This window comes from Phycisphaerales bacterium (genome assembly GCA_040221175.1).
GTDB lineage: Bacteria > Planctomycetota > Phycisphaerae > Phycisphaerales > UBA1924 > JAHCJI01.
In genome coordinates this window covers 137,320-158,818 of the sequence record JAVJVK010000013.1, presented here as the reverse complement: position 1 = coordinate 158,818, position 21,499 = coordinate 137,320, and the positions used below count along the sequence as shown (strand labels likewise).

Genomic DNA, 21,499 nt, shown 5'->3' with positions numbered 1-21,499 from the left:
GATAAAAGAGTTTTCGCCACAATCCGTGCAGGCCATAAAGCCGCCCCCTGAACGGCGAAGCGTCAAAACAACTCAGTCAAACCGCAGTGCCTTCACCGGATCCATCACCGCCGCCCGCGCCGCGGGAACCAGCGCCCCCACCACGCTCGCGATGATGCCGCCCGCGACGATGATGATGAACTTCGTGGCGTCCAGGTCGGTGGGGATCGTCGTGAAGTAGTAGACGTTGGGGTCCCACACCTGCACGCCCAGGGCCTCGCCCAGCCACTCGTGGATGGGGTTGATGTTCGTGACGACCAGTGCGGCAAGCCCCGCGCCCAGCGCGCTGCCCACGATGCCGATGGCCAGGCCGTAGCCCACCCAGACCGCGGCCACGCCCGTGCCAGACGCGCCGATGGCCCGCAAGACGCCGATGTCCCGCGTCTTCTCGCTGACCATCGCCCAGAAGATCGCCAGCACCAGGAACACGCTGGTCAGGCTCACCACGCCGAAGATGAACAGCACCAGCGTGGTCTCCTTCTGCACGGCGCCGATGAACATGGCGTTGCGCTGCTCGTAGGTCTGGATGCCGATCGACCGCGAGCTTGGCACCTCGCCGGGGTGCTCCTGCGCGAACGCCTCATACACGCGCTCGGCCGCCTCTTCCAGTGCCGCGCTCGTCACCCCCGGGGCGGCGCGCACCAGCACGTCGGTCACCCGCGCCGGGCTCTCGCCCTGGATCGTCGGCCGCACGGGGCGCTCCACCCCGTCGGGGCCAATCTCGACGGCGAAGGGGTCGCTGGCGGGGTCGATGCGCTGGGCCGCGCCCATCTGCAGGAGGTCCTGCAAGGCTTCCAGCGGCACGATCGCCATCGTCGAGTCGTACGCGTAGTTGCCCGTCGAGAGCTCGTTGGCGATGGGGAATTCGATGGTCCGCAAGTCGAGCGCACCCGTGCCCTCCTGGCCCAGGGGCAGCACGGTCAGCCGCACGCTGGTCTCGGGCAGGAACGAGCGATCGATCCGCACGCCGCCGCTGGGCAGCCGCTGCTCGGTAAAACGCGGCACGTAGAAGTTCCCCGGCACGACCCGCCAGTTCCAGCTCGTCGCCGCGATGCCCGTGACCATGGCCGCCTGGCCATCGGGCGTCCGCAGCGTGCGCCCCTCGGCCAGCCACTGCGTCAGGTCGCCCTCGTTCTGGGGCTCCATCCTGGGATCGCGCAGCATGGGCTGGCCGTCTTCGTCCAGTTGCACGGGCTCGTTGCCGCCCTCGATGGGCCGCCAGTACAGGCTCTGCTCGTACACCGTCGCATCGGCGTAGCTGTCGGGGTCGACGCCCAGCAGCTGCACGCTCACGGGCCGGTCGTCGGGCATGCCCAGGATGGCCAGCGTCTCGATCAGCGGCGTGGCGTGGGCGATGGCGGGATCAGACTCGAGCTTTTCGATCAGCTCCTCGTAGTGGCCAAAGCCCACGTGCTCCCAGGTGATGCGAAGGTCGCCGTCGGTCTTGCGGCCTTCATTGACCAGCATCGTGAGGAACCCGCCCATGACCGACCACACGATCAGCTCGGTCGCGACGCTCAGGGTGACCGCCAGCGCCGCCAGCAGGGGGATGGCCTTGGTCGTCAGATACTTTCGAGCCAGCACGGCGGCGTACATGGGCCCAGTGTAGAGGCCCCCCACGGCCCGGTAATGCGTAACCCCGGGCGTGGAACGGGGGTATCGTGCCACCATGAACCCGTTGAAACCCCCACCATACCGCGTCGGCCCGCTCGTGCGGGCCTCCTCGCTCGCGCTCCTGGCTGGCCTGGCCGCCTGCTCGGCCCAGCAAGGCGGTGCGCACGATGAACACTCGCCCCGCGCAGGCCAGCCGCCCCGGGCCGTGCTGACCGAAACGCCCACCGCGTCGCGCATCGTCGCGGCGGGGCACGCCGGCCGCGTGCTCGCGGTCGACCGCTTCCGTATCGGCAGCACCGCGAACGAACAACCCATCTACGTCTACCGGGTCAGCCAGGGCCAAGGCGACCCGGACGCCAAGCCCGGCCTGCTCGTCGTCGCGGGCATCGATGGCCGCCACGAGACCGGCCCGATGGTCGCCCGTGAACTGGTCGGCCACCTCGAACGCGAGGCCGACCTCGAGCACACCACGGTCTATGTCATTCCCCGCGTCAACCGAGACGCCCAGGGCCGCGACGATACCACCGCCGCCGTGCCCGGCGGCACGCGCACGCCCGAAGACGCCGACCGCGACGGCCGCATGGACGAGGACGGACCCGCCGACCTCAACGGCGACGGCCACATCACCATGATGCGCATCGACCGGCCCGTGCCCCGCTACGGCATCGAGTTGACCCACGTGGTCGATCCCGACCATCCACGTCTGATGCGCCGCGCCGACGCCAGTAAGGGCGAGGTCGCCACGCACGCCCTGTTACCCGAAGCGGCCGATCAGGACGGCGACGGCCAGATGGGCGAAGACGGCGCGGGCGGCGTCGATCTCAACAGGAACTTCCCATATCGCTGGCCAGAGTTCGGGACCAGCAGCGGCGCGTACCCGCTCAGCGAAGCCGAGAGCAAGGCACTGGCCACCTGGCTGCTCGAGCGGCCCAACGTCATGGCGGCCATCGTGTATGGCCCGCACGACACCATTATTAACGTGCCCGCCTCGAGCGGGTACGACCACACCGGCCGCGTGCCCACGGGCCTGGAGCGCGCCGACAAGGAGCTGATGGACCGCCTCAGCGAGCAATACAAGGAAGCCACCAAGCTGTCCCAGGCCGACAAGGTCAGCCTGGACGGCTCGTTCTCCGGCTGGTCATACGCCCACCTGGGGCTGGTCACCATCGCCACCAACCCTTGGCAACGTCCCGAAGCGCCCAAGGAAGAAGGCGCCAACGAAGGGGGCGACAACGATGCTGCAGAGGCGGGCGCCCAGGCCGAGCAGCCCGCACCCGACGAGCCGCCGTTCGTGATGATCGGCGATTACAAGCTCGTGCTCACCCAGGAGGCGATCCAGAACGCGCTGGCCGAGGCGCAGACGCTCAGCGAAGCCGAGCAGGCCGAGCGCATGGAAGCCTTCCAGGCTTTGCCCGCCGCCACGCGCGAGCGCATCATGACGATCGCTCAGGGCGCACCAGACCCCATGGCCCAGGAAGCCAGGCCCGAGGCGCCGCGCCCTACCCGTCGCGCCCGCGGCGGTGGCGGCGGCAAGGACTCTGACGACGCCAAGTGGCTGGCCTACGCCGACCGCGTGGGTTCGGGTTTCGTCGACTGGGAAGCGGTCGACCATCCCCAGCTCGGCACCGTCGAGGTTGGCGGGTTCGTGCCGGGGTTCAAGCTCAACGCGCCCGAGGCCGCCGTCGAGGACATCGTCCAGGCGCAAGGGGCGTTCATCGAGCAACTCCTGGCGATGATGCCGCGGCTTGCCATCGACGAGCCGGTGGTCGAGAAGGTCGGAGACGGCGTCTGGCGCATCACCATCGAGGTGCACAACGAGGGCGAGTTGCCCACCCGCACCGCGCTGGGCGACAAGGCGCGACGACTGGCGCCGTACGTGCTCGCGCTCGACGTGCCGCAGGATACGCTGCTCAGCGGCTCGACCATCAACCGCGAGAACAGCATCGCGCCCGGCGGCACCATGCGTGCCGAGTGGCTCGTGCTGGCGAGCGAGGGCGACACGCTCAACGCTCAGCTTCGCACCGAAGAGTTCGGCACCACCGACATCCAGATCGAACTGGCCGAGACGCAGCAGGGAGGCAACCGATGAAACGCTTGCACACGATCAAGAAGATGGCGCTCCTGGCCGCGGTCGCCGCAGCCCCTGCCATCGCACAGACCCAGCAGATGCCCCCGGCGGCCGAAGATGGCACCCGGCGGTACAACCCCGACTACAAGGTCGACATCGCCTGGAACCGCTATTACGACTACGACCAGATCGTCGACCTGCTCAAGCAGATCGAGGCAGCCCATCCCGAACTGGTCACCCTCAAGAGCCTGGGCAAGAGCCTCCAGGGCCGCGACGTCTGGCTTGCCATCGCCAACAACCCCGAAACGGGCGAAGACGGGACCAAGCCGGCCATGTACATCGACGGCAACATCCACGGCAACGAGGTGCAGGCCGCCGAAGTGGTGCTCTACTCGCTCTGGTATCTCGTGGAGAACCACGGCAAGAACGAGCACCTGACCGAACTGCTCGACAACGCCTCGTTCTACTTCGTGCCCGTGACGAACCCCGATGGTCGGGCATGGTGGTTTGCCCAGCCCAATACGTCCAGTTCCAGCCGACACAACCAGCGCCCGTTTGATAACGACGCCGATGGCGTATCGGACGAGGACGGCTACGACGACCTCGACGGCGATGGCTCGATCACGCAGATGTGGCGCAAACGCGTCGGCGGTCCCTTCCGCCGCAGCGAGACCGATCCGCGTCGCTTCGAACGCGTCGGGCCCTACGAACTGGGCGAATGGGAGTACCTGGGCTCGGAGGGCCTGGATAACGACGGCGATGGCCGGATCAACGAAGACGCGCCCTTCGCCGACGACATGAACCGCAACTGGCCGGGCGACTGGCAGCCAGGCTACGCCCAGTTCGGCGCCGGCCCCTACCCGTTCAGCGCGCCCGAGACCTTCGGCGTGGGCCAGTTCATCCTCTCGCGGCCCAACATCGCCGCCGGGCAGAGCTACCACAACTCCGGCGGCATGATCCTCCGCGGGCCCGGCGACGAAAGCCGCAGCAACCTCTACGACCGCAACGACTCGCGCGTCTACGACGCCATCGCATCCGAGGGCGCCCAGATGCTGCCCTACTACCGCGACTGGATCATCTGGCGAGACCTCTACGGCGTGCACGGCGGGCAGGTGAACTGGCTGGCCGAAACGCTGGGCATCGTCAGCTTCACCAACGAGTTGTGGACCAACGCCAAGCGCTACCAGGGCGAGGGCGGACGCGAAAGCGAAGACCAGCAATGGCTCTGGCGAGACCACATGGTCTTCGGCACCGAGTTCACCGACTACACCGAGTACGACCACCCGGACTACGGGCCCGTCCTCATCGGCGGCACCAATCGCTGGTCGAGCCGCAACACGCCGCCGTTCATGCTCGAAGAAGAGGCGCACCGCAACTTCGCCTTCACGATGTTCCACGCACGGCAGATGCCGCTCCTGCGCTTCGGCCGGGTCGACATCGAAGAGCGTTCCCCGGGCCTGTGGCAGGTCGACGTGGCCATTCGCAACGAGCGCCACATTCCCACGCGCCTGAGCATCGCCCGCCGCAACAACATCGGGCAGAACGATCTACTGCACTTCGAGGGCAACGGCGCCGAGGTCATCACCGCCGGCCGCCTGCGCGACTTCAACGATCGGCAGATGAACGAGGTCCGCTTCGAGCCGCATCGCATCCAGCTCAACGAGGGCGTCGGCGGCATGGACGAAGCCATCTTCCGCTACATCATCAGGGGTGAGCAGGGCGCGACCTTCACCCTGCGATACGAGGCCGAGAAGGCCAAGGACATCGATCGCACGTTCACGCTCGAGCCCACCAGCGAGCCCACGCCTCGCCCGCTGGGCCCCTGAGGCCCGACCTTTACCAACGCACCCTGTCCTCCCGGTCGAATCAACACGATCGGCCGGGTCGGGCTGCGCGCGCCGGCCGGTGATCAGCCTCGCCCCGCGGCTCCACGACACGTACAGCCACGACCACTCGATGAGCGCCATGAGCTTGTTGCGAAAGCCGATCAGGAACGACACGTGCACAACCGACCAAAGCACCCACGCAACAAACCCGCCAAAGCGCAGCGAACCGATCTCCGCCACCGCCCGCGCGCGCCCGATCGTCGCCATCGATCCCTTGTCGTTGTACCGAAACGGTTCAACAGATCCGCGTGACGCGCCGCCGACCTCGGCGGCGATCAATTCGCCTACGTATCGGCCCGACTGCATGGCCGCCTGCGCCACGCCGGGCGTGGCCTTGCCGGTGTCCGGGTCTTCGTGCGCCATCAGGTCGCCCACGACGAATATCTCGCGATGGCCGGGCGCCGATAGATCGGCCTCGACCTTCACACGGCCCATCCTGTCCTTGGGAACGTCCAGACCATCCAACACCGACTCTGCCTTAAGCCCCGCGGCCCAAAGCACGCACCGACTCTCGATCCGCCGCGCATTTTCACCCTTGCCGATGGTGACTCCCTGATCGTCGATGGCTGACGCCATCTGACCCAACACGACCTCGACGCCCAGGCCCTCCAGGCTCCGCTTCGCACGCTCCGAAGACTCTTCGTGGAACATCGGCAGCACGCGGCCGGCGCCCTCGACCAGCACGACCTTCGCCGTCCGGGTATCGACGCGGCGAAAGTCCCGCGGGATCGACTGCGTCGCAATCTCTGCGATCGCGCCAGCCAGTTCCACGCCGGTCGGGCCCGCACCGATGACCACGAACGTGAGCTGCGCTCGTCGCGCCGCCTCATCGGCCTCGACCTCGGCCGCCTCGAAGGCCAGCAGCACGCGCTGGCGGATCTCCAACGCGTCGTCCACCGATTTGAGTCCCGGCGCCACGCGTTGCCACTCGTCATGACCGAAGTAATTGTGTCGCATGCCGCATGCGAGCACTAGAAATTCATACCGTCGCTCATTACCGGCAATGCGGATAGTCTTCGCGCCGGCGTCGACGGCTTCGACCTCGCCCATCACCACGGTGCAGTTACGCTGCCTGCGCATGATGCGGCGGATCGGCGCCGCGATGTTTGCCGGCGACAGCGCCGCCGTGGCAACCTGATACAGCAAGGGCTGGAACAGGTGGTGGTTGCGGCGATCGACCAGGACGAGGTCAACCGGGGCTCGCTTGAGCGCCCGTGCACATGCCAGCCCGGCGAACCCACCGCCGACGATCACCACCACGGGCCGGACCTCAGCCATGACCGATCATAGCGATTGCCCCAGGTCCTCCAGCGTGCGCATCGCAAGCGTGCGGAGTTCCTGGTCCGCCGCCGCGTCGCCCGCAACCTCACGCAATCCACGCACCAGCTTCGTCGCGACGTCGTCGCCGGGTCCCAGCCGCCGGATCTCGTTGCCCGCCGCGATGACCGCGTTGCGGCGCATCATGCCAAGCTTGGCCCGCTTCATGGCGCTCTTTGCGAACGCCGCCCGCCGGGCGCCTTCGTCCCAGCCGAGTACTTCCAGCAGATCGAACGACGACCGATCTCCCGCGTACGCCGGGTTCGCATCGCCCACGTCGCCCGATCGGGGCGAGTTGTGCGGGCATACTTCCTGGCATACGTCGCATCCGAAGATCCATGGCCCCATGCCGCGCTGCAAGTCGGGCTCAATCGGCCCGCGTCGTTCGATGGTCAGGTAGCTGATGCATCGCGACGCGTCGACGCTGTACGGCGTGATTGCATCGGTCGGGCAGGCATCGATGCAACGCGTGCACGTACCGCAGTGGTCGGGCTCTTCGGACTGCCGCACCTCCAGTTCCAGCGTGGTCAGCACGCCTCCCAGCAGCATCCAGCTTCCCATCTTCGGATGGATCAGGAGCGTGTGCTTGCCGATCCAACCGAGCCCGGCCGCGAGCGCCATCTCGCGTTCGTGCACGGGCGCAGTGTCAACGAACGCCCGAGTGCGCGACTCGGGCCAGCGTAACGCCAGGTCATCGCACAGCGCGTGCAGCCGCTTCTTCATGATCTTGTGGTAGTCGCCGCCGCGGGCGTATCGGGCGATGCGCCCGTGGCCATCGGGAACGTCATCGGGTCCGCCATCGCGCGTCGCGTAGAGATCCGCGACCATGACGGCGCACGTCGCGCCATCGAGCAACTGCGACGGATCGGCCTTCAAATCGGCATGTCGCGCCAAGTACGCCATCGATCCGTGCCGGCCCCGGGCAAGCCACGCCCGCATCTCGGCCTCGCGGCGCATGCGACGAACCGGTGCGATGCCAGCGAGCGCAAAGCCAAGCTCCTTGCAACGCTCCAGCACCAGCCTCGTGCGCTCGCTCTTGTCCGTAGCGTCAGACCGCCCCGGCTGCCTGGCGCGAGCCGGTCTTGCTCCCGGTTGCGCCCAGCCAGCCGTAGATCGTGCGGATAGCCTCTGGCAGCACGTCCTCGGCCGGCGCGAGCGTGTCGTCCCACGCGCGATCCCATTCGTAGCAGAGCCAACCGTCGAAGTACCCGTATTCCATCAACGCGCGGACGAATGACTCGGGTTCGCTCCGACCCGTGCCGAGTCGAACGCAGCCGTCCTCGCCCACATCCTTCAGCCGCGCGAACTTCAGGCGGCGGCCGAGGGTGCGTACGGCCTTGACATAGTCATCGCCCGCGGCATGGCCGACAGCGTTGTTGTAACAGGCCGCCAGCAGCGGGCTGTCGACCATGTCGATGATCTCGCGCAGGTCTTCGGCGGTCCGGAAGCTACCGCCGTTCTCGAGCACGATCGTCACCCCGCGGTGCCTGGCGTGGTCGGCGATCGCCGTCAGTCGATTCGCAATCAACCGAACCGACGTGGCGCGCTTCTCGCCCTCGGGCACCTCGAAGCCAAAGACGCGCAGGTACGGGGCCCCGACCATCGACGCGAAGTCCACCAGCCGGGTCGCCTGCCTGGTCACACGCTCCTGATCAAACAGGAACGTGCGGCCCACAACGTGGGGGCGCACCGGGTGGTCGAGCGTGATGGAGGTCGCCAGCCCGCACACGTCCACGCCCAGGTCGCTGAAGGTCGACTCGACCTTCTTGGCGCTGGTCATCAGCGGGTCGCACACAAAGGTGCGCGAGTCGTAGCCGAAGGTTCGCAGGTCGACCCCATCGAAGCCCAGGTCGGCTGCGGTCCGGGCCACGCGAACAAGGGTCCAATCGGGACAGGCAACCGTGCTGAACGCCGTGCGAATCATGGAGCAATCCTCTCGCCCAAACGCGGAGAGGCATACGGGATAACACGCACAGCATTATCCCGCACGTCCCGAATGAACGCCGCGTCGGCCCGGATCGTACGACAACCCGCGGGCTGGTCAACGACACCGCCGCCCCACAAACCGGGCAATCTCTCCCAATTCTGCCGATGCCGCGACGCCGAATCGTCCGATGATCGGCCCCCGCCGTGGCCGCCGCCGCGGTCGCAAGCGAACCTCGACCAGAACGCCCGGCGCCCGGTATCCGAACAGCACGCTGACCGACGTGCCAGCGTGCGCTGCCCCCCAACGAAGGACGCTCTTGGCTGTATGACGACCACACACCCTTTCACACGAACTCGAACCCTCTGGCCAGGCCTGCGGACCGTCGGGGGTGTATTGCTTGCCGCAACCGCAGGCTGCATGGTCTCGGGCTGCGCCACGTCCTCACGTCCTGACGGCCCGCCGCAGGCGCGGTCCTACGCGCCCACCGTGTGGCAGGCCACTCCCGCGGCGCTCCAGCAACCCCGCGTCGCCCGCGAAGATCGATGACCCGCCGGGGCTAGGTCTCGGGCTGCTCGGTGGGAAGACCCGCTTCGGTCCATCCGCGGTACCCTCCATCCATGGAGATGACGTCGCGATAGCCCATCTTCTGGAGGTTGTCCGCCGCCAGCGCCGAGCGATAGCCCCCGCCGCAATACAGAACGATCTTCGCGTCTGGGTCGGGCAACTTCGCCTCGGCATCCCGTTCGATGACCCCCTTGCCGATGTGGCGAGCGCCCGGCAGTCGTCCCCTGGCAAACTCGCTTTCTTCGCGAACATCGATCAGTTCGAACGCCTCACCGGCTGCCTGCATCTTCCGGACGTCCTCGACCGTGCATTCCTTGATGCGTCCGCGAGCCTCGTCCACGATCGCCAGAAACTTCTCTGAGTGCTTCAACAGAATCTTCTCCTGATTGGCCTCGGGCGTTCGCGTCGGGGCCTCACGGGTTGCAGTGGCGGTTCAGCCCCAATACGCTACGTCGCAATGCGTGAGCCCATCAGGCACCAATCAGTAACCGACTCCTCCGGAGCACGCTGCCGATGAGCATCCCCGTCGCCATTGCCGGGGCCACGGGATACACGGGACTGGAACTCATCCGTCTCGTCCTTGCCCACCCCTCGCTCGAACTGGCCGGCGTTTTCGCCTCGCCCGAGGGTCGCAGCGTGGGCCAGCGCGTCGAGGACGTCTTCCCGGATCTGCGTGGACGCACCCAGGCAACCTTCGGGGCGGGCGAGCCCGAGTCCATCCTGGCGTGCTCGCCAGAGGTGGTCTTCCTGTGCACGCCGCACGAAGCCAGCGCCACGCTCGCCGGCGCCCTGGTTGGCTCTTGCCCGGTCGTTGCCGACCTGTCGGGCGCCTTCCGGCTGCCCGAATCGGACTACCCGACGGCCTACGGCTTCGAACACCCCACCCCCGCGCTGCTCGGCCAGGCCGTCTATGCGCTGCCCGAGCACAACCGTGCCGCCATCGGTGAGGCCAGCCTGCTCTCGTGCCCGGGCTGCTACCCCACCGCGAGCCTCCTGCCGCTGCGTCCGATTGTCCATGCCGGCCTGCTCGCCGAGGGCCGGGTGCCGTTCATAGACGCCGTGAGCGGCATCAGCGGCGCGGGCCGGACGCCGTCGCAACGCAACCTCTTTGGGGAAGTCAGCCTCGAGCCGTACAACGTCTTCGCGCACCGCCATCAGCCCGAGATCGCCCACCACGCGGGCGTGCAGGTGCTCTTCACGCCCAGCGTCGCGCCGTTCTTTCGGGGCATGCTCGCCCTCGTGCACGTTGATCTCATTCCCGACGCCAGCGAAGACGACGTTCGCGCATGCCTTGCGTCCGCGTACGCCGACGACCACTTTGTGCGCTTACTCCCAAAGGGGCGCTGGCCGAGCGTCGCGGGCGTCGAGCGAACCAACTACGCCGACATCGCCCTGGCATTCGACGAACGCTCGAACCATGCCGTCTTGGCCTGCTCGCTGGACAACCTGCTCAAGGGCGCCTCGGGCCAGGCTCTCCAAGCCGTCAACATCCGGCTTGGGCTCGACGAGCGCGCCGGCCTGACGCCCGATCGCACCACGGCTTCCAAGGAGTTCGCATGAACGCAGTCGTCGTCAAACTCGGCGGACGCGGCGTCGACGCGGCCGTCTCGCGGGAGCCCATCATCGACGCCCTGGCCCGCCTTGCCGCCCACGAGCGCCTCGTGATCGTGCATGGCGGCGGCGGCGCCATCGATGCACGCCTCGATCGGCTCGGCATCGAGGCCCGGCGCGTCCAGGGCTTGCGCGTCACCGACGATCAAACGATGCACGAAGTCGTCGCCGCCGTGGGCGGTAATGTCAACCACGCATTGGTCGGCGCATTGATCTCCCGCGACGTCTCCTGTGCGGGGCTCACGCTGTCGGGCGCCGGCATCTGCTGCCGCGTGCATCGACCGGTCGACGGGGTGGACCTTGGCCGCGTGGGCGTCGTTGATCCCGACGAAGACGCCCATAACGTGGACGGCCTGCTGGCGCTCATGGGCGCGGGCGTGCTGCCGGTAATCTCGTGCGTCGGCGCCGACGACGACGGCCTGCCCCTTAACGTCAATGCCGACGATGCCGCCGCGGGCGTCGCCATCGCGCTCGGCGCCAGCCAACTGGTGCTGCTGACCGACACCGCCGGCGTACTCGACGCCGATGGTGGACTCATCAACGAGCTCGATCGAGCCGAGATCGAACGGCTGATCGATGCGGGCATCATCGCCGGCGGCATGATCGTCAAGGTGCGCGCCGCCGTGGATATGGCCGCGCGATTGCACGCCCCCGTTCGAATCGCATCATGGACCGATGCCGATGCGTCGTGGTGGCGAGATCCTGCCGCACCCGGTGGCACCATCATCCGGGACGGCAAGCCCGCGGCCTCGCTGGGAGCCGGCAATGCCTGACGCACCCACGCCGCCACCGGCCATCCAGATGCCCAAGAGCCTGCTTTCTTCGGCCCAGCTCGATGCCGCCGGCATCCGAGTGGTCATCGACCTGGCCGACGACATGCGATCGGCGTGGCCCACCCCCGCCCGAACGCTGGAGAACAAGGCCGTCGCACTCGTGTTCGAAAAGCCCTCGCTGCGCACGCGGACGAGCTTCGACATTGGCCTGTCTCGCCTGGGCGCCAACGTGACGTATCTCGACCAGTCCGGCTCGCCCCTGGGCGATCGCGAGTCGATCACCGACTTCACCAGAACGCTCGAGCGGTACGCCGATGCCATCGTCGCCCGTGTCCGCCGACACGTGGTGCTCCAGGAGATGGACCGCGTGTCCCGCGTGCCGATCGTCAACGCACTCAGCGACCACGAGCACCCGTGCCAGGCATTGGGCGACGCGATGACCATTCGCGCCGCCTGCGGGCGAATCGAGGGCGTCAAAGTCGCCTACATCGGCGATGGCAACAACGTCTGCAACTCGCTCGTGCTCACGCTGAGCGCGCTGGGCGCCCACGTCACGATCATCGCGCCCAGCGCCTACGACCCACAACCGGCGGTGCTCGCAATGGCACGCGAGCGGGCCGAGGCATCCGGGGGAGCCGTCGAGCTGAACACCGATCCCGACGCCATCGCCGGCCACGACGTGGTCTACACCGATACGTGGGTCTCGATGGGCAGCGAGAGCGAACGCGACGAACGCGTTGAAGCCTTCCAGCGATACCGCGTGACCGCTGCGACCATGGCCCGCGCGGCGGAGAACCGCTCCGCGGCGCACTTCATGCACTGCCTGCCGGCCTTCCGCGGCGTCGAGGTCGACGACGAGGTCATCGATGGTCCCGGCTCGCTCGTGTACGAACAGGCCGAGAACCGAATGCACGCACAGAACGCCCTCCTCACGATGCTGCTGGGCGGCGATTCCACGAACACGAACGGAGCGAACTCATGACCCAGCGCAAGGTCGTCCTTGCCTATTCCGGCGGCCTTGACACCTCGGCCATCGTGCCGTGGCTCGTCGAAACCTATGGCTTCGAGGTGCATTGCATCGTTGCCGACGTGGGCCAGGGCGCCGAAGAGCTCGAGGGCGTGATCGAGAAAGCGCGCAAGACCGGCGCCGAGAGCTGCAAAGTCGCGGACCTCAAGCAGGAATTCGTCGACGACTACGTCTTCCCGACGCTGATCGCAGGCTGCCAGTACGAAACCACGTACCAACTCGGTACGGCAATGGCCCGCCCGGTCATCGCCAAGGCGCAGGTCGAGTACGCGATCGAGGTCGGTGCCGACGCCGTCTGCCACGGCTGTACGGGCAAGGGCAACGACCAGATCCGCTTCGAGGCCGGGTATGCGGCCCTGGCGCCCCACATGGAAATCATCGCCCCCTGGCGCATCTGGGACCTTCACTCGCGTGAAGACCTGCTCGAGTACCTCCGCCAGCGCGACATCAAGAGCACTGCGAGCGCGACCAAGATCTTCAGCCGAGACCGCAACCTCTGGCACATCTCCCACGAGGGCGGGCCCATCGAAGACCCGTGGAACGCGCCGCCGCCGGACGTCTGGATGATGAGCCGCAACATCGAAGACACGCCCGACCAGCCCGAGGAGGTGAGCCTGACCTTTGAAGACGGCCGCCCCATCTCCCTCAACGGCGCCTATCTCGGCGGGGTCGAACTCATCGAGCAACTCAACGAGATCGCCGGCCGGCATGGCGTCGGACGCGTCGACATCATCGAGAACCGCGTGGTGGGCATCAAGAGCCGCGGGCTCTACGAGACCCCCGCGGGCGCCGTGCTCGTGAACGCCTTGCGCGGGCTCGAAGAACTCGCGTTCGATCGCGACGTCCGCCGGTATCGCGAGCACATGGCCACCACCTTCGGCGAACTCGTCTACGCCGGCAAGTGGTTCACGCCGCTGCGCCAGGCCATCAGCGCCGCCGCTGAGTCGATGGCGTCGCGTCTGACCGGCCAGGTCGTCGTGCGTCTGTTCAAGGGCCACGCCACCGTCGTGCAACGCTCCTGCGATGCGGCCCTGTACGACCCCGGACTTGCCTCGTTCAGCAACACCCCGCTGTACGACCAGAAGCACGCCGGCGGATTCATCCGCCTGTGGACGCTGACCCAGCGTGTCGAGGCCCTGCGTCTGCAGCGTGACATCAAGGAGCCCGAGGCGCCCGCCCGGATCATCCCGTGAGTCCCGCCGGCAAGCCTGCTTCGATGTGGGGCGGTCGCTTCGACGAACCGCCGGACGAACTCTTCAAGCGGTTCAACGACTCGCTGCCCATCGACTGGCACATGGTCCAGCAGGACATCACCGCGTCCATCGCATGGGCGCAGGAGATCCGCAACGTTGGCGTGCTCACCAGCGAAGAGTGCGAACGCATCACCGCCGGCTTGCGCGAGATCGCCGATCATGCCGCCTCGCTGCCCGGCCCGCCAGTCGAGTCCGGACTCGAGGACGTCCATACCTGGGTCGAGCACCAACTGGTCGAACGCCTGGGTCCCCTAGGAAAGAAGCTACACACCGGCCGCAGCCGCAACGACCTCGTTTCGACCGATTTCCGCCTGTGGACACGCGATTGCGTCCATGGTCGCCGTCGCGAGTTGGCCGACCTCCGCCGCGCGCTCATCGACGTGGCCGAGAAGCACGCGGCCGACCCCATGCCTGCCTACACCCACCTGCAGCCCGCCCAGCCAGTGACCATCGGCCATTGGGCGCTTGCCTACGAGGCCATGCTCACCCGTGACAGCGCACGCCTTCTCGACACGCTCGACCGCGTGAACGAGTGCCCGCTGGGCTGCGGCGCTTTGGCGGGCACGGCCTACGACATCGACCGCCACCGACTCGCGCACAACCTCGGCTTTGCGCGCCCGAGCACCAACAGCCTCGATGCGGCAAGTGATCGCGATTTCGCGCTCGAGACGCTGGCCGTCTTCGCCGCCTGCGCCGTCCATCTTTCGCGCCTGGCCGAGGACATGATCATCTACAACAGTGCCGAGTTCGCACTGGTCAAGCTCAGCGACAAGGTCACCACCGGCTCTTCGCTGATGCCCCAGAAGAAGAACCCCGATGCGCTCGAACTCATTCGCGGCAAGTCCGGCCGCATCGCTGGCGCCCACAACCAGTTGCTCATCCTACTGAAGGGCCAGCCGCTGGCGTACAACAAGGACAACCAGGAGGACAAGGCCGCCCTCTTCGACGCCGCCGAAGAGCTGAGCATGTGCCTGCGCGTTGGAGCACTGGTCATCGACACGACCACCTTCGATCTGGATCGGTGCCGAACCCGCGCCGCTGCGGGCTACGCCAACGCAACGGAACTGGCCGACTACCTGGTGGCAAGGGGCGTGCCCTTCCGCGAAGCCCACGACGTCGCCGGCAAGGCGGTACGGGCAGGCCTGGATGCCGGGTTGCCGCTGGAAGAACTCCCCCTCGACACCCTGCGCACCATCCACGAGAAGATCGATGCCGACGTCGCCGACGTGCTGACCATCGAGGCCACGCTTGGCAAGCGTTCGGCGTTCGGTGGTACGGCGCCCGCCCGAGTAGCCCAGGCCGCTGCAGCCGCTCGCGATCGGCTGCGTACCGAGAGCGGGGCGAAAGCCCGCGGCTAAGGGGCCAACCCGCTCCAGTCTGGCGGGCTCGATCCGCAATGGCGAAGACCCGTACGGGATCATTGCCCAAATCCCCAAAACTACCCATTTTCTCAAAAGAATGCAGGAAAATTCAACGGTTTTGCAGTGAAAGCTCGTTAACCTGTCCGCAGTGATGCTGGCGTTTGCACGGGCGCTCTCGCCGGGACCCGAAACCGTGACCCGCCTCGACGGCTCTAACGCCCCGAGGTGCAGGAAGCACAAGGACCACTCCCTCAATGCTCACAGAAACATCCGCGTCGCGAGCGCGGGCGGTCTGCCTTGCCGCCGCGTTCACGCTGGTCTGCTCACCAGCCCTCGCCGACCACGGGACCGTCTCTCAAGACTCCCACGCAACCCTGAAACTGCGGTATGCCGCATTCGATCCGATCGACACCGTCCCCGCCGTCCCCCGGGTGCTCCGGGCCGACAAGCACCCCGGCGTGTACATCGTGCAGTTGCATGATCACGCCACCGATCAGTCCCGCCAGGCCATCACCGAAGCCGGCGCGCGCATCGGCCGCTTCCTTCCCCATAACGCCTACATCGTGCGCATGGACGAGCACGCTGCCGACGCGGTGCGCTCGCTTGCGTCCGTCCGCTGGGTTGGGCCCTTTCACCCCGCGTACAAGCTCGACGAGCCGCTGCTCCAGGCCATCGTGCTCGGCACGGGGTACGCAACGCCCACCCGCTACTCCATCCAGATGCTCTCCCGCGGCAACGCTGACCAGCAGGCGGTCGCACGAGCGATCGACCAGATGGGCGGCCAGGTGCATGGCTTCGAGCCGATGGGGTTCCGCATCGAAGCAACGCTGACGCTGGATCAACTGACCGCCGTCGCCCGACGACCCGAGGTGCTCTTCATCGACGCCAAGGGCGCGCCCGAGCCCGACATGGACATCGTCAGGCTCTTCAGCGGCGGCGATCGCCTGCACGGCCTGGGCTTCAGCGGACGGGGCGTGCGAGGCGAGGTGCTCGATGGCGGCCTGCGCACGAGCCACCTCGATTTCCAGGCAAGGCCACCGCTCATCCATACCGCCAATGGCCCCGTGACCGCCCACGGCACCGCGGTGTACGGCATCGTCTTCGGCGATGGAACGGCCGACCCGACCAAGACCGGCATGTTGCCCGAGGGCCAGGGGATCTTCGCGAGCTATCCGGAACTTGGCTTCCTCGATGAGGGACCCGGGCGCTACGAGCACACCGCCGAACTCGTCGATCCCGACGGCCCGTACCGCGCCGTATTCCAAACCAACAGCTGGGGCGACCCGCGCGCGACCGACTACACGACCATCTCGGCCCAGATGGACGACATCGCGTTTCTCAACGACATCGTCATCACCCAAAGCCAGTCAAACTCGGGTGATCGCAACTCCCGCCCCCAGGCATGGGCCAAGAACATCATCTCGGTCGGCGGCATCAATCACGAAAGCACCGTCGGACGGATCGACGATTTCCACTGGTCGGCAAGCACCGGCCCCGCAGCCGATGGCCGCGTCAAGCCCGACCTGTCGCACTTCTACGACAGCATCGAAACCACCAGCAGCGCTGGCCCAGGCGAATACACCGTGTTCAACGGCACCAGCGCATCCACGCCGATCGTTGCCGGGCATTTCGGCATTCTGTACCAGCTCTGGGGAGAGGGCGTCTTCCGAGACGCCGTGGAGCCACTGGGCGACGTGTTCTCCAGGCGGCCGAGCGCCACCACCGCCCGCGCGTTGATGATCAACACGGCACAGCCCTGGACCATTGGCGACGACATCTCCCGCGACGAACAGGGCTGGGGGCCTCCGAACGTATCCAACCTCTTCGACGCGCGCGACTCGCTATATATCGTCGACCAGTCGTGGACACTGCTGCATAGCGGGGATCGCGCCGAATACCTCGTCGCCATGCCGCCCCAAGGCGCGCCGCTCCGCATCACGATGGCATATCTCGATCCGCCCGGCAATCCGGCGGCGACCGTCCACCGAATCAACGACCTCGACCTGCGTGTGACCTCGCCCAGCGGCAAGGTCTATCACGGCAACGTCGGCCTGCACGAAGGACTGTTCTCCGCACCCGGCGGCTCGCCGAACTCGGTCGACACGATCGAGAATGTCTTCGTCCAGCGTGCCGAGCCCGGACTCTGGACCGTGGAAGTGCTGGCCCAGGAGATCAATGAGGACGCCGACCTCTCCACGCCGGGCATCGATGCACACTTCTCTCTGGTCATCCAGGGCGGGGCCTCGGCGCCCGTTTGCCGGGTCGACTTCGACCGCGATGGCAAGTTGTCGATCTTCGACTTCATCGGCTACCAGTCCGCCTTCTTCGACGGTGACCTGAAAGCGGACTTCGACGGTGACGGCGTGCTGACGATGTTTGACTTCATCCTGTTCCAGTCGCGGTTCGTCGTCGGCTGCGACTGAGAACTCACCGACAGGCTCGAATGCGAACGCCCCGCCTCGGAATCCTCCGGCGCGGGGCGTTGTCGTCGATGATTTGAGCGAGTCCGACCTTCGGCTAGTTTGCCCGGGCGATGTCCTTCGCGTCACCGGTATCCGAACCCTTCCCCAGCGCGATTGCGTCCATCACGGTGCTCGTGTCGTACGCGTTGCTCATCCAGGGCGTGTCGCCCTCGATGCCCGGGCCGTACACCGCCAGCACGGGCGGAGCTTTTTGGTTCAGTTCCTTCATGAGCGCCCACGCGGGCTGGCGGGTGCTCGTCAGGTCGGCCTTCATCATCACCACGTCCTTGTCACGCAGCCGAGAACGCACGGGCTCGGCCCCGAGCACCTTTTCTTCGAGCGCTTTGCAATTGATGCACCAGTCGGCGGTGAAGTCGACCACCACCACGTAGCCCTCGGCACGCGCCCGTGCCAGCAGCTCTGGTGAATAGTCCACCCAGGTGCTGGTCAGGATGGCGCCGCCATCGGCTTCTCGCTGTGCTTCGGCGAGCCTTGCTTCGCGTTCGAGATAATCTTCCTTGGCGTTGCCGGTCACGTCGACCGCAAACCAGATGACACCCAACGCCACGACGAGGCCCAGCACGCCGAAGACGCCGCGCTTGGGCACGCTCCTGGTGATCTGCATGGTCCTCACCGCCAGCCACAGGCATGCGAGCGCCACGAACACCGCCGCCGCCCACCAATGCAATTGCCGACCGATCCAGGGCATGTCCAGGATGAGCGCCTGAAGGCCAGTCGCGATGAAGTACGCGCCCGCGCCCAGCAGCAGCAGGCCCATGACCTGCTTGACAAGTTCGCTGGCCGGCCCGGTGCGAGGCAAGACCTCCACCCACTTGGGATTCATCGACAGGATCAGGTAGGGCAGCGCCATGCCCACGCCCAGGGCGGTGAAGATCAGCATCGTTACCACGGGGGGAATGACCGTGGAGCTGGCCAGCAACGCGCCCGCCACCAGACCGAAGCACGGCAGGCCCAGCACGCCCGTCATCACACCGAACACGAACGAGCCCCAGGGCGAGTCGGCCTTGGGGTTCACCTTGTATACCGACTGGGGCAGTTGCAGCGTGAACAGGCCCATGAGCCCGATCGACATGAGCGCGATGATCACGCCCACGCCAAAGGTAAACCACCAGATGCCGAAGATGGCGCCCACGGCCTTGCCCAGAAGAGCCGCCGGCACGCCGAGCGCCACCCAGAAGCCCACCACGCCCAGCGCCATCCAGATGCCCAGCATCAGCGTCTTGCCGGGAGAGCCGGCGTGCTGCGAGAGCGTCATGACCTTAATGGGGATCACCGGGAGCACGCACGGGGTCAGGTTCAGCACGAAGCCGCCCACCACGCCCAACAGGACGATGACCACGACGCCGCCGGCCGAATCAGGGCTCGGCACCGGAATGAACCCGAGGAACTTGTTGCGTGTCTCGGCCGTTGCGTCCTCCGATGGTGCGGATTGCTGCGCAGCCTCGGTTTCACTGCTTACGTCCGCCTGGCTCTCCGGCTCCGAAGGCTCGGCGGCACCGCTGGCCGCAAGGACGGCCCGTGCGATTGCATTGTCGATCGTGGCCGAATCGATGCCCGCGGCCTCCGCTGGCGCCTCACCCGCTCCGAAGGCCGGCAAGCTCGCGACAACGTCGACGTCTTCGGGGGGGTAGCACACCGTGTCGTCGCACGCCTGGTAGCTCACGACCAGTTCGAGCGAGCGAGCCTCGCTCGCTGCATCACGGTCGATCAGGACCGGCACGAAGACCACGGCCGCGCCCGAGTAGACGGGCACCTCGATGGGGTCGCCCATGCCGCTGGGGTCGGGCACCGGATAGGGCTTGGGCGCCGGCCACTGGACGTCGCCCGTCTCGAGCACGCCGGGCCCGCCCTTCAGGGCGACCTCGGTGCGGATGGCAAACGACGCTACGGACTCGGGCAACACGTCCTGATCGGCGCTCGGCCAGCTATGGAGCCCGGGCGGGTGGTCCATGGTGACGGCCACCAGGGCGACCAGCGGCCCCTCGTCGGCCTGCCGCGGAGCCCACCACGCACGCGCCGACATCGAGACCGAGTCGCCAAAGCCCATTGGCTGGGCGGCCGCCGACGGGGCGAAGAGTCCGAGAAGCAGGGCCACCAGACCCAGAATCGTCACCTGACGCATGCATGCCCTCCGTGGCCCCCCAGGGGCCGCAGACCGAGATTCAACGAGCGTGCCCAGTGTAATCCGCCGCCCTACGGCCGTGTTCCCGGATCGCTCAAGCCATTCTGGCCCGCCAGTTGCGGCTCGTTCCTCAAGCCTCGGCATCCGCGGGACCGATCCAACCCCGGGCCCGACCGGAACGCCAGGTGGTGGCGCCGGCTCGCTCGATCGACCTTGCTTGAGACCCTGCATGGACGTGCTTGACCAGAACGAGGTCGATGCTCTACTGGCCGCGGTGAATTCCGACGCGGTCGAGCAGGAGCCGCCGCGCGCCCAGATCTTCAGCCGACACCACCGGGATTTCGACGAGATCGAGGTCCGCTCGTACGACTTCAAGCGGCCTGAGCGCGTCAGCAAGGACCAGATGCGGGCCTTGCAGACGCTGCACGAGCAATTCGCCCGCAACTTTGGCGCTTCGTTATCGGGCTTTCTGCGCACGATCGTGGAGGTCAAGGTCGCCACATGCGAACAAATGACGTACGGCGAGTTCATCAGCGCCCTTCCCAACCCCACCAGCTTCAACCTCATCGAGAGCAACGTCCTTGAGGGCCAGATCTGCATGGAGCTGAGCCCGCTGATCATCTACCCGATCATCGATCGCCTCCTGGGCGGCACAAGCCAGGACCTGTTCATCCCCCAGCGGCCCATGACCCTCATCGAGGCCCGCCTGATCAGCAACGTCACCAACCGTGGCCTGGGGGCGCTCAGCGAAGCCTGGGCGGGCGTCAAGGAAATGTCCTTCGAGATCAAGGCCACCGAGAGCAACCCACAGCTGGTCCAGATCGTGCCGCCCAACGAGGTGGTGGTCGTCGTGGGCTTCGAGATCAAGATGTCCAACCGCGCCGGCACGATGAGCCTGTGCATCCCCTACAACGTCATCGAGCCGGTCATCAGCGCCGTAAGCGCCCAGAACTGGTTCTCCTCGAGCCAGAGCACGAAGTTTGAGGGCATGCGGGAGTGCCTGGGCGGTTCATTGGCCGGGGCCAGCGTGTCGGTGGCGGGCGTGCTGGCTCGCACCACCATTAGCCTGCGGGACCTTGCCACGATGGCTCCGGGCGACCTGATCATGACCGAAACCCCTGCCAGCCGCCCCATGGTGCTGGCGGTCGAGGGCGAACGCAAGTTCCTGGCTCATATCGGCCAGCACCGCAACAAGCGGGCGCTCCGCATCGACCGCCCCACCACGCCCGCCGATCGGGTGTAGCCTCGCTCGCCGACGTTCGGGCCGCCCCTTGGGGCCATCGGGCCCGGGGGCTTGGTTGACTCCCACCCGCGCCGATCGCTACCATGCTGTTGCTATGAGCCACGCCGGGACTCATGTCGGACCCATGCCTGCGCCGCCAATCGGCGAGGGCATCGGTGCTGGACTGGCCCGGGCCTGGAAGGGTTGCTGCCGATGATGTGAGGTTTCGGCA

14 protein-coding genes and 1 pseudogene are annotated in these 21,499 nt (G+C 67.0%); 9 read left to right on the top strand and 6 right to left on the bottom strand.

The features are described from left to right. Nucleotides 1-72 precede the first annotated feature (72 nt). Nucleotides 73-1,635 (bottom strand): FtsX-like permease family protein, encoded by a 1,563-nt coding sequence (locus RIE32_10690; GenBank protein MEQ9096718.1) that lies wholly within the window; start codon nt 1,633-1,635, stop codon nt 73-75. Between the two features lie 73 nt (nt 1,636-1,708). Between RIE32_10690 and RIE32_10685 the strand changes: the two genes are divergently transcribed. Beyond that, nucleotides 1,709-3,742, top strand: coding sequence for a M14 family metallopeptidase (locus tag RIE32_10685; GenBank protein ID MEQ9096717.1), 2,034 nt, complete (start codon nt 1,709-1,711; stop codon nt 3,740-3,742). After that, nucleotides 3,739-4,884 (top strand): annotated as a pseudogene (locus tag RIE32_10680) (M14 family metallopeptidase). The gene RIE32_10685 and the pseudogene RIE32_10680 overlap by 4 nt, the downstream one beginning before the upstream one ends. Nucleotides 4,885-5,268: 384 nt before the next feature. On the opposite strand, the gene RIE32_10675 reads toward RIE32_10680, so the two are convergent. The 4 genes from RIE32_10675 to RIE32_10660 all read right to left on the bottom strand — a co-directional run bounded on the left by RIE32_10675 (nt 5,269) and on the right by RIE32_10660 (nt 9,785). Beyond that, nucleotides 5,269-6,885 carry an NAD(P)/FAD-dependent oxidoreductase gene (locus RIE32_10675; GenBank protein ID MEQ9096716.1) on the bottom strand — a complete coding sequence of 539 codons (1,617 nt, stop codon included), beginning with the start codon at nt 6,883-6,885 and terminating at the stop codon, nt 5,269-5,271. Nucleotides 6,886-6,891: 6 nt separating this feature from the next. After that, nucleotides 6,892-7,941, bottom strand: coding sequence for a tRNA epoxyqueuosine(34) reductase QueG (gene queG, locus RIE32_10670; protein MEQ9096715.1), 1,050 nt, complete (start codon nt 7,939-7,941; stop codon nt 6,892-6,894). Between the two features lie 31 nt (nt 7,942-7,972). Beyond that, nucleotides 7,973-8,794 (bottom strand): sugar phosphate isomerase/epimerase family protein, encoded by an 822-nt coding sequence (locus tag RIE32_10665; GenBank protein MEQ9096714.1) that lies wholly within the window; start codon nt 8,792-8,794, stop codon nt 7,973-7,975. Nucleotides 8,795-9,407: 613 nt separating this feature from the next. Continuing rightward, nucleotides 9,408-9,785: a rhodanese-like domain-containing protein gene (locus RIE32_10660; protein MEQ9096713.1), complete on the bottom strand. Its 378-nt coding sequence runs from the start codon at nt 9,783-9,785 to the stop codon at nt 9,408-9,410. A 143-nt stretch (nt 9,786-9,928) separates the two neighbouring features. Here RIE32_10660 and argC point away from each other — a divergent pair, with 143 nt between their 5' ends. From argC to RIE32_10630, 6 genes are all read left to right on the top strand, one after another. Next, nucleotides 9,929-10,975 (top strand): N-acetyl-gamma-glutamyl-phosphate reductase, encoded by a 1,047-nt coding sequence (argC, locus tag RIE32_10655; protein ID MEQ9096712.1) that lies wholly within the window; start codon nt 9,929-9,931, stop codon nt 10,973-10,975. Next, nucleotides 10,972-11,799: an acetylglutamate kinase gene (gene argB / locus RIE32_10650; protein MEQ9096711.1), complete on the top strand. Its 828-nt coding sequence runs from the start codon at nt 10,972-10,974 to the stop codon at nt 11,797-11,799. The genes argC and argB overlap by 4 nt, the downstream gene beginning before the upstream one ends. Next, nucleotides 11,792-12,781, top strand: coding sequence for an ornithine carbamoyltransferase (gene argF, locus RIE32_10645; protein MEQ9096710.1), 990 nt, complete (start codon nt 11,792-11,794; stop codon nt 12,779-12,781). The genes argB and argF overlap by 8 nt, the downstream gene beginning before the upstream one ends. Continuing rightward, a complete protein-coding gene (locus tag RIE32_10640) occupies nt 12,778-14,019 on the top strand; it encodes an argininosuccinate synthase (protein ID MEQ9096709.1) in 1,242 nt (413 codons plus the stop codon). The genes argF and RIE32_10640 overlap by 4 nt, the downstream gene beginning before the upstream one ends. After that, nucleotides 14,016-15,437 carry an argininosuccinate lyase gene (argH, locus tag RIE32_10635; GenBank protein MEQ9096708.1) on the top strand — a complete coding sequence of 474 codons (1,422 nt, stop codon included), beginning with the start codon at nt 14,016-14,018 and terminating at the stop codon, nt 15,435-15,437. Before RIE32_10640 ends, argH begins: the two co-directional genes overlap by 4 nt. Nucleotides 15,438-15,694: 257 nt before the next feature. Beyond that, nucleotides 15,695-17,863: a S8 family serine peptidase gene (locus tag RIE32_10630; protein ID MEQ9096707.1), complete on the top strand. Its 2,169-nt coding sequence runs from the start codon at nt 15,695-15,697 to the stop codon at nt 17,861-17,863. Between the two features lie 94 nt (nt 17,864-17,957). On the opposite strand, the gene RIE32_10625 is transcribed toward RIE32_10630, so the two are convergent. Next, nucleotides 17,958-20,045, bottom strand: coding sequence for a thioredoxin family protein (locus tag RIE32_10625; protein ID MEQ9096706.1), 2,088 nt, complete (start codon nt 20,043-20,045; stop codon nt 17,958-17,960). A gap of 229 nt (nt 20,046-20,274) precedes the next feature. On the opposite strand from RIE32_10625, the gene fliM reads away from it, so the two are divergent. Further along, nucleotides 20,275-21,288, top strand: a complete 1,014-nt coding sequence (gene fliM, locus RIE32_10620; protein MEQ9096705.1) for a flagellar motor switch protein FliM — start codon at nt 20,275-20,277, stop codon at nt 21,286-21,288. Nucleotides 21,289-21,499 lie beyond the last annotated feature (211 nt).

Excerpts from the sequence above, each read along its gene's own strand:
- RIE32_10690 (MEQ9096718.1), bottom strand. The coding sequence starts at position 1,635 with ATGTACGCCGCCGTGCTGGCTCGAAAGTATCTGACGACCAAGGCCATC.
- RIE32_10685 (MEQ9096717.1), top strand. The coding sequence starts at position 1,709 with ATGAACCCGTTGAAACCCCCACCATACCGCGTCGGCCCGCTCGTGCGG.
- RIE32_10675 (MEQ9096716.1), bottom strand. The coding sequence starts at position 6,885 with ATGGCTGAGGTCCGGCCCGTGGTGGTGATCGTCGGCGGTGGGTTCGCC.
- argC (MEQ9096712.1), top strand. The coding sequence starts at position 9,929 with ATGAGCATCCCCGTCGCCATTGCCGGGGCCACGGGATACACGGGACTG.
- argB (MEQ9096711.1), top strand. The coding sequence starts at position 10,972 with ATGAACGCAGTCGTCGTCAAACTCGGCGGACGCGGCGTCGACGCGGCC.
- argF (MEQ9096710.1), top strand. The coding sequence starts at position 11,792 with ATGCCTGACGCACCCACGCCGCCACCGGCCATCCAGATGCCCAAGAGC.
- RIE32_10640 (MEQ9096709.1), top strand. The coding sequence starts at position 12,778 with ATGACCCAGCGCAAGGTCGTCCTTGCCTATTCCGGCGGCCTTGACACC.
- RIE32_10630 (MEQ9096707.1), top strand. The coding sequence starts at position 15,695 with ATGCTCACAGAAACATCCGCGTCGCGAGCGCGGGCGGTCTGCCTTGCC.
- RIE32_10625 (MEQ9096706.1), bottom strand. The coding sequence starts at position 20,045 with ATGCGTCAGGTGACGATTCTGGGTCTGGTGGCCCTGCTTCTCGGACTC.
- fliM (MEQ9096705.1), top strand. The coding sequence starts at position 20,275 with ATGGACGTGCTTGACCAGAACGAGGTCGATGCTCTACTGGCCGCGGTG.